Origin of the sequence: Gemella sanguinis ATCC 700632, from assembly GCF_000701685.1 — a bacterium.
In the GTDB taxonomy this organism is placed as follows: domain Bacteria; phylum Bacillota; class Bacilli; order Staphylococcales; family Gemellaceae; genus Gemella; species Gemella sanguinis.
Genome location: NZ_JNJO01000009.1, coordinates 43,297 through 59,122 on the forward strand (window position 1 = coordinate 43,297; position 15,826 = coordinate 59,122).

Genomic DNA, 15,826 nt, shown 5'->3' on the forward strand with positions numbered 1-15,826 from the left:
TTTTATTCTCCGAATACTATATTAAATACTTCTTGTATATTGTTTACAGAATGTATTGTAAGTTTATCTAAGATTTCTTTAGGTATGTCTATTAAATCTTTTTTATTTTTTGTAGGAATAATTATTGTATTAATATTCATTTTTTCTGAACTCAGAATTTTTTCTTTAACACCACCTATTGGTAATACTTTACCATGTAGTGTCATTTCTCCGGTCATTGCAATATTATTATCAACTGCTTTTCCTGTTAATGCAGAATACACAGAAGTTGTAATTGTTATTCCTGCTGAAGGTCCATCTTTAGGAACAGCTCCTTCTGGAACATGTAGATGTATATCTATCTCAGAAAAATTAATATTATCAATTCCTAATTCTTTTGAATTAGAACGTAAATATGAAATTGCCATCTGAGCAGATTCTTTCATAACATCTCCTAATTTTCCAGTTAAGATTATTTTACCAGAACCTTTAGAAATACTTGTTTCAATTTCTAATGTATCTCCACCTACAGAAGTATAAGCTAGACCATTTACTAGGCCTACTTCTGGTTTTGTATTTTTATCTTTTAAGCTATATTTTTCTGGACCACAGTACTCTTCTAAGTTATTTATTCCAACTTTTACTATTTCAGAACCTTTTAGAATTTTTAAGGCTGCTTTTCTACATATTGATCCAATTACTCGTTCTAAGTTCCTAACCCCTGCTTCATAAGTATAACAATTTATAATTTTATTAATAGCTTGTTTTGAAAAAGTTATTTGTTTTGAGTTTAAACCATTTTCTTTAATTTGCCTTGGAATTAAATATTTTACTGCAATATTCTCTTTTTCTTTTACAGTGTAAGACTCTAATTCTATTACTTCCATACGATCCCTTAAAGGTGCTGGAATTAAAGATAAATTATTTGCGGTTGCAATGAATAAAACTTTAGATAAGTCAAATGGAATATCAAGATAATGATCAACAAATTCGTTATTTTGAGCTGGATCAATAACTTCAAGCATTGCAGATGATGGATCACCCTTTATATCAGAAGTCATTTTATCAATCTCATCTAACAAAATAACAGGATTTTTTGTTTTTACTTTCTTTAATGATTGTATAAGTTTTCCAGGTAAAGCTCCTAAATATGTTCTTCTATGTCCTCTAATTTCTGCTTCATCTCTAACTCCTCCAAGTGAAATACGTACAAAACTTCGTCCCATAGATTTAGCAATTGACTTCGCTAATGAACTTTTACCTACGCCAGGAGGTCCTGATAAACAAAGAATTGGTGATTTCATATCATCTCGAAGTTTTTTAACTGCAAGGAATTCAAGTATTCTTTCTTTAATTTTTTCAAGTCCATAATGATCATCATTTAATATTTTCTCAGCATTAACTATATCAATCTCGTCTTCAGTTAATGAATTCCAAGGTAAAGCAATTACTGTATCAATGTATGTTCTAATAATTGAATGTTCTGGACTCATAACTGGCGTTTTTTCTAAACGATCAACTTCTTTTAGTAAAAGATTTTTATCATTTTCTGAAAGATTAATTTTTAAGATTTCTTGACGAAGTGACTCTATATCATCTTCCTCTGGAGAAATTTGTTTTAATTCATCTTGAACAACTTTCATTTGTTCACGTAAAAAATACTCTTTTTGTTGAGTATCTATATTAGTTCTTACTTTATCATCAATTTCTCTTTTGAATTCATGACCTAATAAGTAGTAACTAATACTCTTATCTATAAAGCTTGCTTTTTTCTCTAAATCTAATATAAATAAGACACGTTTTCTAAGTGTTCTATCCATTGGAAAGTACTTAATATTTTTATTAATAAATTTTTCTAAATCATCTGTTTTAAAATAATCAATGTCAAAACTTTCTTTACTTAAATAAGTTTTAAACTTATTTTCTAATTCTTTTAAAACAGCTTTTTTATCAAATCCATTATCTATTGTTTCTTTAATATTAATATCTAAATATTCTACTTGATTATCATTGTAAACACCACTTCTAACCTCAGCTACTCCATAACAATGATATTCATATTTGTCATTTTTTTTATCTATTGTCAACTGACCATAAGTACCGAAGAATACGTTGAATCCATCAGTATCAAACATATCATCTTCAGAAAATTCTTCATCATAAGCATCAATAGGTTTTCTTTTGTTAGTTATAAAAACCGATATTTTATCTTTTTTTAATTTTTTTATAGTTTTTAAAAACTTTTTGTCCGTTACTTCAATTGTATATGTATTAGTTGGAAAGAATATTTCTCTATTTTCTAATAAGTAATATTTTGTCAAAACGAACTCCTCTCTACCCTAGTTTATTTTAATAGTGGTTTAGTTTTATTTAATACATTTTCACGTGTTATTATACATGTTTTAATGTTTTCTTTACTTGGTATATCGTACATTACATCTAGAAGTAATTCTTCAATAATAGAACGTAATCCACGAGCTCCAGTTTTTCGCTTAATAGACTCACGAGCAATCTCTACTAAAGCATCTTCCTCAAATATTAAGTCTACATTATCAAGACTGAATAAGTACTGATATTGTTTAATTACCGAGTTCTTAGGCTCTGTTAAAACTCTAACTAAGTCATTTTCATTAAGTTCTTCTAAGTAACAAATTACAGGAATACGACCAATAAATTCTGGAATAATTCCAAATTTTACTAAATCTTCATGTTTAACTTTCGAAATTATCGCATCAGTATCATTTAATTCATCACTTTTTGAAAACCCAATAACTTTTTCTCCTAAACGACGTTTTATGATTTCTTCAATACCTGAAAAAGCTCCACCAATTATAAATAGAATATCTTTAGTATTGATTTTTATCATTTCTTCACCAGGGTGCTTTCTTCCACCTTGTGGGGGAACACTTGCTATTGTACCTTCAAGTATTTTAAGAAGTGCCTGTTGCACACCTTCACCAGAAACATCACGTGTAATAGATACATTTTCACCTTTCTTTGCGATTTTATCTATTTCATCAATATAAATTATTCCTTTTTCTGCTTTTTCAATATCGTAATTTGCATTTTGAATTAGACGTAATAAAATATTTTCAACATCTTCTCCTACATAACCTGCTTCGGTTAATGTAGTAGCATCAGAAATAGCAAACGGAACATCTAACATTTTTGCTAATGTTTGTGCAATTAGTGTTTTACCTGAACCTGTACTACCGATTAATGCAATATTACTTTTTTGTAAATCTATATTTTCGTTGGTTTGTTTTGCTTTAATACGTTTATAATGATTATAAACAGCTACAGCTACTGATTTTTTAGCTTTATCTTGACTTATAACATACTCATTTAAGTGTGTCATAATCTCATGTGGTTTTAATAAGTTAAAATCTGGTTCATTTGTAGCATTTCTATACTCTAATTCTTCTTCAATAATATCTGAACATAACTCTACACATTCATCACAAATAAATACATCATTACCAGCAATCATTTTAAAAACTTCATTAGAGTTTTTTCCACAGAAAGAGCATCTAATATCTTTTCTATCATTAACCATAATTGTGCCTCTCATCCTTTTTTTCAATTATATTAATATTGTAAATTTTAGTAAATCTCCAAAAATCATATCATCATATTATATCATATTTACATTTAATTTTCTAGTAGATAAGTTTAAAAAACCTTATAATAAAGGAATTCTTAAACGATGATATTTATATTTTTAAAAAAACTGAGATATAAAATTTAAATTAAAACTTTATGTCTCAGTTAACGTTATTATTTATTATTATTAATTTTTCTAAACATTTGAATATATAATCCTACATATAGCAAAATTCCAATAATTATAAGATATATTGTAGAAATTATACTACCTTCTATACCGAAACTCCCACCAGTTAACAAGATATTTTCTGAATTAAATGTTAAGTTAAAAATAGTGTCAGAGATTTTAATACCACTAACATAACCACCCATAATAACTCCTAAAATGATATTCCAAGCACCATGAAGGCTCCTACTATCCAAATATTATCTGTATACCAAAAAATCAATGAAAGTACAACACCGAATATATAAATATTAACTGATGAAATATATGATACAGACGGATTTTTTATGTGAAATATAAGGAAAAACAATGAATTTATATATACTCCCCACCATTTACCCTTTGAAGCGGCAATTCTATTCATCAAGTAACCTCTAAAAATTAACTCTTCTATAAAACCTTGAATACAAAATAAAAAGATTACAACTGCTACAATTTTATAATTACTATCTTTTAATATATTAAAACTTACATTTGTTAATAAAAATATAATTCCTACAATTAAAATCAAAGATAATAGAGCAAGGCTAAATCCTGTTATTACACTTTTTAATATTTTACTATTTTTGAAACCAAGAGTTTTAAGTGAATTATTTTCGAAGTATCTTACAAATAAAATGATAAATATTAAACTTGAAATATATGATGTTAAGTTAGCTATAAGTTTATCTTGAATATGTGGATTTAATATAAAATCAAAAGTAATACCTTGGATAAATGATGCAATAATACAAACAATAAATGCATACCACCAGGTAATTACATTACTTTTCTTCAGTAATTCTAAACTATACATAATTCCTCCATAAATTATAATATAATTTATTCTATTTCAAAATCAATATATTGTCAAACCGAGAATTAAATTTTTATACTTTTAAGCCTATTAATTTAATGATATAATTATTTTATAAACCTTAGGAGGTAACTCATGACATTTTTTTCAAAGCTTGGTGAAAATATAATTCTACCACAAGACGTTTTAATACAATCAAAAGAAACTGCTGCAGTCTCAGGTGCAATAAATGCGACGATTGGAATAGCTACAAAAAATAAAAAAGCCTTATTTCTACCATCAATAGATAAAGTGATAAAGGAGATTAATAATTCAGAATATCTACCCTACTCACCTACACCTGGATTGCCAGAAATGAGAAATTTATGGAAAGAAAAAATAATTAGTGATAATCCTAAAATTAATAAAGAGCATCTAAGTCTTCCAATGGTTACAACTGGTATAACACAAGGTATAGATATCGCAGCGAATTTATTTAGTAGTGAAGGTGATGCATTATTATTACCAAGTTTATTTTGGCAAAATTACGCACAAATCTATTCTATAAAATTAGGAAATAAAGTTTATACATATAACCAGTTTAACGAGAATAATACCTATTATTTAGAGAACTTCAAAGAAGTACTTTATAGTATAAAAGAAAGTAAAATATCATTAATTCTAAATTTCCCTAATAATCCAACAGGTTATACACCATCAACAGAAGAACTAGATGAATTAACTATAATTATTGATAGATTTGCTAAAGAGAACCCGGAAAAACAAGTCATTATTATATGTGACGACGCTTATTTTGGACTTTTCTTTGAGGAAAACCACAAAACTCCTTCTCTAAGTTCTATTTACAAATTGGAAACTAATTCAAATTGTCTTATTGTAAAATTAGATGGTATAACAAAAGAGTATTATGGATGGGGGCTTCGAATTGGTTTCATTACCTACTATACTGGAAATGATAATTTACGTGAACATCTTTTAGAAAAAACTCAAGGTTATTTAAGAAGTACAACATCTTCACCGTGTAATTTATCACAACAAATAGCAATACGTTTATTAAAAGATAAAGATACGTATATCGAGAAAAAAGACAATGATAAAATTATCCACGAAAGATATATAATATTAAAAAAATCACTTGATGATTATAAATTAAGTGATAGTGTTACTGTCTTACCTTTTAATTCAGGATACTTCTTTACAATAAAAATGCCATCAAGAATTAATGCGCATGATTTTAGATTGAAATTTTTACACGATTATAAATATGGTGTTTATTCTATGGATAATGAACATATTAGAATTGCATTCTCGTGTTTAGATAAAGAATTAATACCAGATTTAGTAAAAAACTTTAAACTTTGCTTAAATGAATTTTAAAACAAAAAGGAAATTACACTTTTACGTAATTTCCTTTTTTTATTATTTAATATTTTTCTTTAATAATTCAACCATATGAGAATTTGCATTTAATTCAATTTCATTATTTAACTCAATAAAATCATAATTACCATACTTATTATCTAAAGCAGCTTTAATTAAATAATCAGTAACATTAGGATTTTTAGGTAGTATAGGACCATGTAAGTAAGTACCTATTAAATTATTGTATAAAATACCTTCTTTTTTATCCTCATCATTATTACCATATCCAACTATAACATTTCCTAATGTTTCATAGTTATGATATGTTCTTCCACCATGATTTTCAAAACCAACAATATTACCAAATTTATCAGATTCTACTAAAATATTTCCAATTAATCTAGGTGCATCTTTTATTGATTCTGTGTAAAAATCAAGTATATTTAAACCGGGTAATTTATCTCCGTCTACAGTTTTATAGTATTCTCCTAAAAATTGATATCCTCCACAAATTGTCAGTGCTGGTATACCATCCTCTATCGCTGATTTAAATTCATTTTTTATCTTGCTGAATTGTTCAGTTGCTATACATTGTTCCCTATCAGATCCTCCTCCAATAAAAAACATATCGCAATCAGACAGTTTAATACCATCAGTAGAAGTAATATTCTCAACTTTCAAGTCTATTCCACGCCATTCACATCTTTTCTTCAACGCTATTACATTACCTATATCACCATATAGATTTAATTTATCTGGCATAAAATGATATAATTTTAATTCCATATTAATTATTCTCCAATTCCTTTTGAGTTGCAATTAAAGCTGTATAATTCGGTATAACTAATGCATACTTTTCTTGGTAATTTTTCAGTTGCTTAACAGCATCCTTTATTTCTTTTCTAACAACAACATTAGCATTGACATCACTGTATTTTATTCGTAAGGCTAATTCCTCAGCTCTTTTTCCTGAACAAATAATATTTTTGATGTTCTGATTTTTCATTATATTAAAATCAGTATCCCATATCCATGATATATCGATTCCATCAGCTCCATTATCATTTAAAACTAATAAATAATTTATTTGTTCTTTAATTGGGTTACCAATAGCTAAAGAAGCATTTAAACCTGCAGGATTTTTAGCAAGGTTAAGCAGTGCCATTGAACTTTCAGATATCTTTATACTTTGCATACGACCGTTTTTCGGAGTATAGCTACCCAGTCCATTTTTAATTAAATCATTGTCTAGATTTAACTCCTTAAGTAATGAATATGCTGCTAAAAGATTATATATATTATAATCTCCTGCTAGTCTTGTATTAAAACTATCTTCATTATTTATCGAAAGCTCTATAAATGGTTCGACTTTTGCTTTAGTAACAGTATACTTAGTTTCTTGATGTTTAAAATCACAATTTTCACAATGATAGTATCCTAATTGACTGTAATGAACATGATCATAAGTCAATTCAGTTCCACAACTAGGACAGAATTTTGACTCTGAAATACCATAATCAGTAAAATTATACGCATCTTTATCAATTCCAAAATAAATATTATTATTACCATATTTAGAAAGTCTTGTAACAAAAGGGTCATCACTATTAAGAATTAGTTGGATGTTTTTACCTTCCAATTGTTCACCTATTGTTGCTATAAGAGTATCAATTTCTCCAAAACGATCTATTTGGTCTCTAAAGAAATTATTAATAACAAACTTCGTAGGAGTAATGTATTGCATTACTCTTTTTATTGAACCTTCATCTATCTCAATAACTGCTAATTTAGTATCATTTTTTGATTGGATTGCAAAAGTAGATATAATACCATCTAACATATTTGCTCCTTCAAAATTATTTATAAAATTAATACCTGCCTCTTTTAAAGTATGACCAATTAAATTTGATGTAGTTGTTTTACCGTTTGTTCCAGTAACAAAAACAATTTCATCATATTGTTTAGACAGTTTAATCAATATATCCTTATCAAGTTTTCTTAGAACTTTACCAGGTAAGTCAGTTCCTTTTTTTCCTATTAATTTACTTGTATTTCTAGTTAATTTTGCTAAATTTTTATAAAATGATAGCATAATTTCTCCTTCTTTTTAAAAAATTAAAGGCTATTTTGTGTAGTGTCAAATTTATAACCTATTCCCCAAACTGTGATAATCATCTTAGCCACTTTAGGCGAAATCTTATCAATTTTCTTTCTTACTCTTTTTATGTGAGTATCTACTGTTCTTAAATCTGTGTAAAAGTCATAATCCCATACAGCTCTTAGTATTTCAGTTCTTTTAAATGCTTTATCTGGTGATTTAGCTAAAAACAGAAGTAAATCAAACTCTTTTGGAGTAAGAAAAATTTCAGAATCTTCTACAATAACTTTATGTGCATTAACATCAATTATTAGTCCAGGGAATACTAGCACATCTTTTGTATATAATTCAGGTGTATAGAAGACGCTTCTTTTTGTTCTTTGTAAAATAGCATTTACTCTAAGCATTAGTTCTCGAGGACTGAATGGTTTAATTACGTAATCATCAGCACCCAATTCAAATCCTTCTACTCTACTTTGTTCATCAGCTTGAGCAGACATAATTATAACAGGAGTTGCTTTTGTTTTTCTTAATTCAGCTAATATTGTTTTTCCATTTAACATCGGTAAATGAACATCTAGAAGAACACAAGAATAATCCATATATTTTAATCTTTCTAAACCATCTTGTCCATTAGTAGCTTCATCAACTATATATCCTTCTTTTTCAAGATACATTATCAATAATTTTCTAATTCTTTCTTCATCATCAATAACTAAAACTCTTTCTGCCATCTTACATCACTTCCTATTTTCTATTTTTCTCCATTATTCGCTTTATTAATTAATCTTTTAACTTCATGAATTGTTAAAACTCGGTATTCACCCTTTTTAAGACCTTCTAATGTCAAATCCTCTATTGCTTCACGTTTTAATTTTAAAACTTCATAACCTAGTGTTTCAAACATACGACGAATCTGTCTATTTTTACCTTCATGAATTGTTAATCTAACTAAAGTATTTGAACTTTTATTTTTATTTTTTACAATATTAACTTCAGCAGGTGCAGTTTTATAATTATCAATTCTAACACCTGAACGTAAAATTTTTAAATGTCTATCTTCTAGTTTTCCACTAATTTTTGCTATATATGTCTTTTTAATTTTATGTCTTGGATGTGTTATAAGATTTATAAATTCCCCATCATTTGACATAATCAATGCTCCTGATGTATCGTAATCAAGACGACCCACAGGAACAACTCTTTCATTAACTGATTCAAAAAAGTCTTTTACACAAGTTCTATCTTTTTCATCTGACATAGATGTAATTACTTTTTCAGGTTTGTAGAAAAGATAATATCTTTTATTTTCTTTTAATAACCTTACTCCTTCTACAATTATAATATCGCTAGGTTCTGCTTTTACACCTAGTTGATTAACTACAGTTCCATTAACTGTTACTTTTCCATCAAGTATTAACTGTTCTGCTTTTCTTCTTGATGTATAACCTGAAGCAGCAATTAATTTTTGCAATCTCTCAGCCATTATTTCCTCCTAATTTTCCAAAAAGTTATTTAACTCATTATTATCTAGTACGTTAGATTTAGGGAGCTTATCTAAGCTTTCTAAACCGAAAACATCTAAAAATAAATCAGTTGTTTCATATAATTTAGGTTTACCTATAGTATCTAATGTTTTATTCGAAACTATAAGTTCCTTAGCGACCAATGAATGAATTATTGAATCACTACTAACACCTCTTATTTTATCTATTTGCACTTTAGTAATAGGTTGATTATACGCTATTATTGCTAAGGTTTCAATAGACGCTTTAGATAACTTAACGAGATTTTTTGAAGATATAACATGTTTGATTTTATCATATGCTTTATCTTCAACTAATAATTTATAAGTTGTCCCAAAATTTTTAACAACTAAATAACTATCATTTTTATTATATTCTTCTGTAAAAATATTTAATATATTTTCAGCTTCATGCTGCTCTAAATCCATAAAATTAGACACAAACTCAATACTAAGTCCTTCTTCACCCTTTATAAAAAGTAAAGCTTCTATCATTTTTTTTGTTTCATCTAATAACATACTTATTTTTCCTCTACAATATATTCTAATGATAATTCATCCTTGTTATTACTACAAAATATCTGTTGATCTTTAATCATTGTAAGAATACTTATAAATACAAGTACTAACTCATACTTTTCTGTATAACTATCTACTAATTCATTAAATAAGATTTTTTTATTATTTTGAAATTTTAAAAGAAGATCTTCTTTAATTTTTTCTAAAGATATTTCTCTTTTATAACTTATAATGCTTTGATCATTATTATTATTATCGAAAGTTTTTAAAATATTTTCCATAGCATGAAGTAATTTATTTGAAGAGATATTTAAATTTCTTAAATCAACTTCCGTTTCAATATCAATACTTTCTTTTTCTAAATATTGGGCTCTACTTTGATGTAGAGCCTCTAATTTTTGACTTAATTCTTTATAGTTTTTATACTCAATTAATTGTTGAACTAGATCATCTTCAACTATATCTTGCTCATCGTTATTAAAAACAGGAAGTAAACTTTTACTTTTAATATGAATTAATGTTGCTGCCATAACTATGTATTCTTCAGCATTTTCCAATGAAAATTCATCATTATTATTTATATAATCTAAATAGCTTTCTGTTAATTTTGCTATTGGTATATTATAAATGTCTATTTCCATTTTTTCAATTAAATGAAGTAGTAAATCTAAAGGACCTTGAAAAACATCCAAATTGACATTATACATTACTTAAATTTTCCTTTATTTCATTGCTTTTCTAGGATGATTAGAAAACATCCTTTTTATTGCTTTTGTTTTTTTCAAACTTTTTATATATGATTTTAAACTATGTATATTTTTTAAACCTAAAATCTCTTGAACATCTTGAATTGGTACATTATCTTCTAACAAATGAACAGCTAAAGAATTTCGAAAATTCATTGTATTTAATTCTTTAGTTAAATCAAGTTCTTTTTGACGTTTTTTAAATATTTTCCAATATCCTTGTCTACTTATTCCTTCACCATCATGGTTTAAAAATAATTTACTTTCTTCAGAAATTGGAACTTTATGTTTTTTTAATGCATCCAAATAATTGCGGATTGCTTCAATTGATTCTGTATTCAAAGCTACTGTTCTATAGCCATCCTGTTTTCTATACTTGATATAACCGATTTCTAAGTTAACATCTTTCATTTCTAAATTAATACATTCTGTAGGTTTAATCCCTATTGAGTATGACAATTCGAATATTGCTTTATCTCTAAAATCATTTAAAGTAAGAGTATCAATATCTAATATTTGTGCAATCTCATCTCTAGTAAAAATAACTAAATCATGTTCAGCATCTTTTGTAATTTTTATATCAATCTGTGGTTTATCTTTAATAATATTTTTGTCAAAAAGATATTCGCTATATACGTGTACAGTTGATACTGTTCTAGCAAGTGTAGCAGCTGAATATTTATTATCTCTTAAATATTCCATATAGTTATTAATACAAACCTCTGTTAACCATGAGCGAATATCATCGCAGTCATAGCCATTGCTATCAAGATAAATAAATAATTTTCTCAAATCACGTTCATATGATTTTACTGTGTTTGATGAAAAATGTTTTTTATCAATTAGATAATTTTGAAAATCTTTAAAATCATTTTTGTTCATAAAAATACCCCCTTAGTATTTTACAAATACTATCCCCTTATTATAAATATTATACTTAAATTATATCATCTATGCTACTTTATGTAAATGTATTTGAATGATTTATACTCATTAATTTAATTATATTTTCAAAATAAAAATACTTTAAAAATAAGCTTTAGAAATAAATTATTTCTTAATCACGATATTTTTAAAGTATTATAATATTATTTTTTTCTACCGAACTTATTTTTAATGCCTCTCACAAAGAATAAATTAATTATTATTATAAATATAGGAACTAAAATAGCTTTATGAGAGTAATACTTAGATGATGCTGCACCTAAAATTACTCCAAATAAAAATACTAATATAACTATTAGATAAATAAAAAGAGGATCCTTACTTTCTTTTTTCTTTAAAAACATATATTTATATAGATGTTCCGTCATAGATCGTAAGTTACCAGTACAAAAAACACTTGCAAATACTAAGTTGTTTACTTTCCTGAATCCGTCATATTGAATAGCACAAATAAATGATATTACAATTGGACGTATATCAATACCAAATATAGAGTGTTTAAGAAAAATAAATAATAAAGCCAGTGATTGAGTAACTAATAACATATATATATGTTTAAATATTGATAGTTGTTTATATTTATTTTCTATAATTTTACTTACCAATACTCCTAAAACAAAAGAAATGATTGGAACTAAATAATGTATAACATCAGATAATTTCCCTTCAATTATATCTACTCCCACAAATATTAAGTTTCCAGTTTGCGCATTCGCAAAAATTCCACCACAATTCACATAAGTATATGAATCAAAAAATCCTCCTATTACAGTCAACAATAGACAAAAAGCCAATTGTTCATGAACAGGTAAGTTTTTGTTAATTAAAGTCTCTTTAAATTTCATAATAAAAAATATTTATCCTCCAATCTTTCCTAATCAAAAATTGTTTCCCAATCTTCTATATTGTTATAACAATCAAAACACATTTTAATTTGATCAATTGTAGTTCTATTAGATGATAATTCAGGAAGGTTATCTAATGAGAAAAATTTTGCATCTAATGTTTCAGTATTATCTTTGAAATAATGATCAATGTACTCACATAATACAAATATTTTCACCATACCATAAGGGAAATTAACATTATGGTGTCTATTATAATCGAAGACAGCTATTATCTTATTTGGATTTACAATCGCCCCAGCTTCTTCACTAGCTTCTTTAATTATATTTTCCCTAACACTACGGTTAACATCTTGATAACCACCAGGTAATGCCCATTTCCCGTCAATTTTTTCCTTAACTAATAATATCTTATTATCTTTTATTATAGCACCTCTATTTTCAACTTTTGGTGTTTGGTATCCTATTTCACCAGCGAAATTAATTTCGACTTTTTCAGGAGAAATATTGTACTTATAAGCCAGCATCTCACATGAAATCTCTCTTATTCTTTTAGATCTTTCTCTATCAAATTTATCTTTACTATAAGCCAAAGAGCATTGAGCTAAAAACTGTAATTCTTGTGCCCAGTTTTTCCAAACATTATCTTCATAAACTTTTACTACGTCTTCTATTCTTTTTATAAATATAGCATCTTTTACATCAAGAAAATCATAATCCGTTTGTAATAAAAATACATTAACAAGATTTTCACTTAAGTTATTTTTATCAGCAGTTAAATATAAAGTATTTTGCTCTATACCTGTATTGTTTTCACAAAATTCAAAGTTAATTCCATTATTTAAAAAGATATTTTTTATGTCTTCTGTAACTCTGTATTCTAATGCAGAATCAATTAATAATTTTTGATACATAAATATAATTGCACCTCCAATATTATCATTTAATTATATCACATATAAAGAAATTTTTTCTACTACATTCTTATAAATTACATATAATTTTAAAGGATATATCTATACATATTCCCTTTACAATAATTTGTATATAAAAAATATAATAAACTTCTTGTAAGAATTTCTTATTAGTTGTATAATTAAAGTTGTAAGTTATCATAAAGGAGGGGTTATCATGAAATATATTATTTCTTTATTTTGGGCATTTATCTTCTCATTTATTGCAATATTTATTATTTCATCAATATTAGGAAGTAATGGACTATCAGGAGAAAATATGGTTCGTGACTGTTGTATTCTTTCTATAATATTTACAGCTTTTGTTGCTATATTAGAAGCAATTGGATTTGACAAAAAGCGCAGTGAAAATTAATAATAAATAGTTTATAGAAAGTAGGTATTGTAGTTATTTACACTATTACCTACTTTTTTATATAGGAGTGTTAAATAATGGATATAATGTTAGCTACAATGTGTTATATTGATAAAGGTGATAGCTTTCTTATGTTAAAACGTAATAAGAAAGAAAATGATATACATGAAGGATTAACTATAAGTGTTGGAGGTAAATTCGAACCTGGAGAAAGCCCTGAAGATTGCATAATCAGAGAAGTAAAAGAAGAAACAAATTTAGATATAATATCTCCAAAGTTAAGAGGTATTATTACTTTTCCTTCTTTTGATGGAGAAAAAGATTGGTATACGTATGTTTTTACTGCTACAGAGTATACTGGAAGTATGTTTGAAGACTGTAATGAGGGAGAATTAGTCTGGGTGAAAAAAACAGAAATACAAAATATAAAAACCTGGGAAGGAGATTATATTTTTCTTGATTGGCTTGTAAAAAATAAACCCTTTTTTTCAGCAAAATTTAATTATAAAAATAATAAATTTATCGATTATACCGTTACTTTTTATGAATAAAGGAGATAAGAATGAATATTCAATTAGATAAAGTTTTTGAAGAAAGTTATATTGTTAAAAATGAGAATAGTGCTAAAAATATGGGAAGTGGTGATTTAGCCGTACTTTCAACACCTAGTTTAGTTGCATTTATGGAAAATGCTGCAAAAAACTATTTAAATGAATTTTTACCTGAAGAAATGGGAAGTGTTGGAAGTAATATAAATATTGCTCATATTGCTCCTACTCTTATAGGAAATTCTATTACTGTTAGAGGAAAAATTACTGAAGTAATAAAAGAAAAAATTATTAAGTTCTCAATAGAAGCATATGAAAAAGATAAAAAAATTGGTAATGCAGAACATACTCGTGTTATTATAAATAATACGAAATTTTTAGAAAAACTAAATAGTTAAAACCAAAAAAGCTACAGGATTTACACTCTGTAGCTTTTTTGTTGTATTTATTAAATACTATTTAATTTTGTACAAGTTACAATTAAAATTCATTTGAAAAAATTAATTCTAAGAAATATTCTTTTAGAACTTTTATATAAGTTCCTTTCATACCTAAAGATTTAGATTCTATAATACCAGCACTCTCAAGTTTTCTAAGTGCGTTAACTATAACAGAGCGAGTAATACCTACTCTATCAGCTATTTTACTTGCTATAAGTAATCCTTCAGTACCATCTAATTCTCTAAAAATATGTTCAATAGCTTCTTTTTCAGAATATGAAAGTGAGTTTATAGCCATATTCACCATGTCTTTATCACGAGCAATATTTTTCTCTTTGTCTTGTTTCTCATGCATTATTTCTATACCAACAACTGTTGATGCGTATTCAGCTAATACTAAATCATCTTCATTAAAATCACTTTCCATTCTACCGATAACAAGAGTTCCTAAACGTTCTCCACCACCTCTTATCGGTAAAACTACAGTATATGTATTTCCTTCAAAACGTTCTTCTTCTTCTTCTGGAAAAATCGAAAGGGGATTTTGAAATGGAATATTTACTTTTGTAGCATATACTTTTAATGTAGCATCTAAATAAGCTTTTGGTACTTTTCTATCACGTATAATTTTTTCCATACGCTCATTCGAATAATCAATTATTGAATCATATCCAAGTATATTTCCTTCTGTATCTAGGATATAAACAACAGAATCTAATATTGGACTAAGTCTCATGGCCATTGACTCGAAGTCTACATTTTCATGTCTTCCTTCTTGTAATATTGTACTAATTTTTCTTGTTTTTTGTAATAAACTTGCCATTTTTTTCTCCTTACAAAAATACTTCCTGAATCATTATAA

Annotated in this window: 18 protein-coding genes; 4 read left to right on the forward strand and 14 right to left on the reverse strand. The window is 26.5% G+C overall.

Translation table 11 applies throughout. The annotated features are described in order from the left end of the window. Nucleotides 1–2: 2 nt before the first annotated feature. The 4 genes from lon to T369_RS08850 all read right to left on the reverse strand — a co-directional run bounded on the left by lon (nucleotide 3) and on the right by T369_RS08850 (nucleotide 4,607). Nucleotides 3–2,300 carry an endopeptidase La gene (lon, locus tag T369_RS0105430; RefSeq protein WP_031552719.1) on the reverse strand — a complete coding sequence of 766 codons (2,298 nt, stop codon included), beginning with the start codon at nucleotides 2,298–2,300 and terminating at the stop codon, nucleotides 3–5. Between the two features lie 23 nt (nucleotides 2,301–2,323). Then, complete coding sequence (clpX, locus tag T369_RS0105435; RefSeq protein WP_031552723.1) at nucleotides 2,324–3,535, reverse strand: ATP-dependent Clp protease ATP-binding subunit ClpX; 1,212 nt, start codon at nucleotides 3,533–3,535, stop codon at nucleotides 2,324–2,326. A gap of 221 nt (nucleotides 3,536–3,756) precedes the next feature. After that, complete coding sequence (locus T369_RS0105440; protein WP_031552726.1) at nucleotides 3,757–3,957, reverse strand: hypothetical protein; 201 nt, start codon at nucleotides 3,955–3,957, stop codon at nucleotides 3,757–3,759. 8 nt (nucleotides 3,958–3,965) lie between these two features. After that, a complete protein-coding gene (locus T369_RS08850) occupies nucleotides 3,966–4,607 on the reverse strand; it encodes a CPBP family intramembrane glutamic endopeptidase (RefSeq protein WP_035496434.1) in 642 nt (213 codons plus the stop codon). A gap of 135 nt (nucleotides 4,608–4,742) precedes the next feature. Here T369_RS08850 and T369_RS0105450 point away from each other — a divergent pair, with 135 nt between their 5' ends. After that, nucleotides 4,743–5,984 carry an aminotransferase class I/II-fold pyridoxal phosphate-dependent enzyme gene (locus tag T369_RS0105450; RefSeq protein WP_031552729.1) on the forward strand — a complete coding sequence of 414 codons (1,242 nt, stop codon included), beginning with the start codon at nucleotides 4,743–4,745 and terminating at the stop codon, nucleotides 5,982–5,984. Nucleotides 5,985–6,026: 42 nt separating this feature from the next. Here the strand turns inward: T369_RS0105450 and T369_RS0105455 are convergent, their stop codons facing one another. The 9 genes from T369_RS0105455 to T369_RS0105495 all read right to left on the reverse strand — a co-directional run bounded on the left by T369_RS0105455 (nucleotide 6,027) and on the right by T369_RS0105495 (nucleotide 13,561). Then, nucleotides 6,027–6,755 (reverse strand): type 1 glutamine amidotransferase, encoded by a 729-nt coding sequence (locus T369_RS0105455; protein ID WP_031552732.1) that lies wholly within the window; start codon nucleotides 6,753–6,755, stop codon nucleotides 6,027–6,029. A gap of 1 nt (nucleotide 6,756) precedes the next feature. Beyond that, nucleotides 6,757–8,061, reverse strand: a complete 1,305-nt coding sequence (locus T369_RS0105460) for a Mur ligase family protein (protein WP_031552735.1) — start codon at nucleotides 8,059–8,061, stop codon at nucleotides 6,757–6,759. Nucleotides 8,062–8,084: 23 nt separating this feature from the next. After that, nucleotides 8,085–8,801 (reverse strand): response regulator transcription factor, encoded by a 717-nt coding sequence (locus tag T369_RS0105465; RefSeq protein WP_031552738.1) that lies wholly within the window; start codon nucleotides 8,799–8,801, stop codon nucleotides 8,085–8,087. A gap of 20 nt (nucleotides 8,802–8,821) precedes the next feature. Then, nucleotides 8,822–9,553: a pseudouridine synthase gene (locus T369_RS0105470; RefSeq protein WP_031552740.1), complete on the reverse strand. Its 732-nt coding sequence runs from the start codon at nucleotides 9,551–9,553 to the stop codon at nucleotides 8,822–8,824. Nucleotides 9,554–9,562: 9 nt separating this feature from the next. Beyond that, on the reverse strand, nucleotides 9,563–10,111 hold the full coding sequence (gene scpB / locus T369_RS0105475; RefSeq protein ID WP_031552743.1) for an SMC-Scp complex subunit ScpB: 549 nt from the start codon (nucleotides 10,109–10,111) through the stop codon (nucleotides 9,563–9,565). Between the two features lie 2 nt (nucleotides 10,112–10,113). After that, on the reverse strand, nucleotides 10,114–10,818 hold the full coding sequence (locus tag T369_RS0105480) for a segregation and condensation protein A (protein ID WP_031552747.1): 705 nt from the start codon (nucleotides 10,816–10,818) through the stop codon (nucleotides 10,114–10,116). Nucleotides 10,819–10,833: 15 nt separating this feature from the next. Beyond that, entirely contained in the window at nucleotides 10,834–11,739 is a 906-nt protein-coding gene (locus tag T369_RS0105485) for a tyrosine-type recombinase/integrase (protein WP_031552750.1), read from the reverse strand. Nucleotides 11,740–11,945: 206 nt separating this feature from the next. Next, nucleotides 11,946–12,647 (reverse strand): YoaK family protein, encoded by a 702-nt coding sequence (locus T369_RS0105490; RefSeq protein ID WP_031552751.1) that lies wholly within the window; start codon nucleotides 12,645–12,647, stop codon nucleotides 11,946–11,948. 29 nt (nucleotides 12,648–12,676) lie between these two features. Further along, on the reverse strand, nucleotides 12,677–13,561 hold the full coding sequence (locus tag T369_RS0105495; RefSeq protein ID WP_031552754.1) for an NUDIX hydrolase: 885 nt from the start codon (nucleotides 13,559–13,561) through the stop codon (nucleotides 12,677–12,679). A 217-nt stretch (nucleotides 13,562–13,778) separates the two neighbouring features. Between T369_RS0105495 and T369_RS0105500 the strand changes: the two genes are divergently transcribed. The 3 genes from T369_RS0105500 to T369_RS0105510 all read left to right on the forward strand — a co-directional run bounded on the left by T369_RS0105500 (nucleotide 13,779) and on the right by T369_RS0105510 (nucleotide 14,922). Then, complete coding sequence (locus T369_RS0105500) at nucleotides 13,779–13,976, forward strand: DUF2929 family protein (RefSeq protein WP_031552758.1); 198 nt, start codon at nucleotides 13,779–13,781, stop codon at nucleotides 13,974–13,976. A 77-nt stretch (nucleotides 13,977–14,053) separates the two neighbouring features. Beyond that, a complete protein-coding gene (locus tag T369_RS0105505; protein WP_031552760.1) occupies nucleotides 14,054–14,527 on the forward strand; it encodes an NUDIX hydrolase in 474 nt (157 codons plus the stop codon). A gap of 11 nt (nucleotides 14,528–14,538) precedes the next feature. Beyond that, nucleotides 14,539–14,922 carry a thioesterase family protein gene (locus tag T369_RS0105510; RefSeq protein ID WP_031552763.1) on the forward strand — a complete coding sequence of 128 codons (384 nt, stop codon included), beginning with the start codon at nucleotides 14,539–14,541 and terminating at the stop codon, nucleotides 14,920–14,922. 82 nt (nucleotides 14,923–15,004) lie between these two features. Here the strand turns inward: T369_RS0105510 and codY are convergent, their stop codons facing one another. After that, on the reverse strand, nucleotides 15,005–15,787 hold the full coding sequence (gene codY, locus T369_RS0105515; RefSeq protein WP_031552766.1) for a GTP-sensing pleiotropic transcriptional regulator CodY: 783 nt from the start codon (nucleotides 15,785–15,787) through the stop codon (nucleotides 15,005–15,007). Between the last annotated feature and the right edge of the window lie 39 nt (nucleotides 15,788–15,826).

Coding starts and splice junctions, on each gene's coding strand:
- clpX (WP_031552723.1), bottom strand. CDS start 3,535: ATGGTTAATGATAGAAAAGATATTAGATGCTCTTTCTGTGGAAAAAAC.
- T369_RS0105440 (WP_031552726.1), bottom strand. CDS start 3,957: ATGGGTGGTTATGTTAGTGGTATTAAAATCTCTGACACTATTTTTAAC.
- T369_RS08850 (WP_035496434.1), bottom strand. CDS start 4,607: ATGTATAGTTTAGAATTACTGAAGAAAAGTAATGTAATTACCTGGTGG.
- T369_RS0105450 (WP_031552729.1), top strand. CDS start 4,743: ATGACATTTTTTTCAAAGCTTGGTGAAAATATAATTCTACCACAAGAC.
- T369_RS0105455 (WP_031552732.1), bottom strand. CDS start 6,755: ATGGAATTAAAATTATATCATTTTATGCCAGATAAATTAAATCTATAT.
- T369_RS0105460 (WP_031552735.1), bottom strand. CDS start 8,061: ATGCTATCATTTTATAAAAATTTAGCAAAATTAACTAGAAATACAAGT.
- T369_RS0105465 (WP_031552738.1), bottom strand. CDS start 8,801: ATGGCAGAAAGAGTTTTAGTTATTGATGATGAAGAAAGAATTAGAAAA.
- T369_RS0105470 (WP_031552740.1), bottom strand. CDS start 9,553: ATGGCTGAGAGATTGCAAAAATTAATTGCTGCTTCAGGTTATACATCA.
- scpB (WP_031552743.1), bottom strand. CDS start 10,111: ATGTTATTAGATGAAACAAAAAAAATGATAGAAGCTTTACTTTTTATA.
- T369_RS0105480 (WP_031552747.1), bottom strand. CDS start 10,818: ATGTATAATGTCAATTTGGATGTTTTTCAAGGTCCTTTAGATTTACTA.
- T369_RS0105485 (WP_031552750.1), bottom strand. CDS start 11,739: ATGAACAAAAATGATTTTAAAGATTTTCAAAATTATCTAATTGATAAA.
- T369_RS0105490 (WP_031552751.1), bottom strand. CDS start 12,647: ATGAAATTTAAAGAGACTTTAATTAACAAAAACTTACCTGTTCATGAA.
- T369_RS0105495 (WP_031552754.1), bottom strand. CDS start 13,561: ATGTATCAAAAATTATTAATTGATTCTGCATTAGAATACAGAGTTACA.
- T369_RS0105500 (WP_031552758.1), top strand. CDS start 13,779: ATGAAATATATTATTTCTTTATTTTGGGCATTTATCTTCTCATTTATT.
- T369_RS0105505 (WP_031552760.1), top strand. CDS start 14,054: ATGGATATAATGTTAGCTACAATGTGTTATATTGATAAAGGTGATAGC.
- T369_RS0105510 (WP_031552763.1), top strand. CDS start 14,539: ATGAATATTCAATTAGATAAAGTTTTTGAAGAAAGTTATATTGTTAAA.
- codY (WP_031552766.1), bottom strand. CDS start 15,787: ATGGCAAGTTTATTACAAAAAACAAGAAAAATTAGTACAATATTACAA.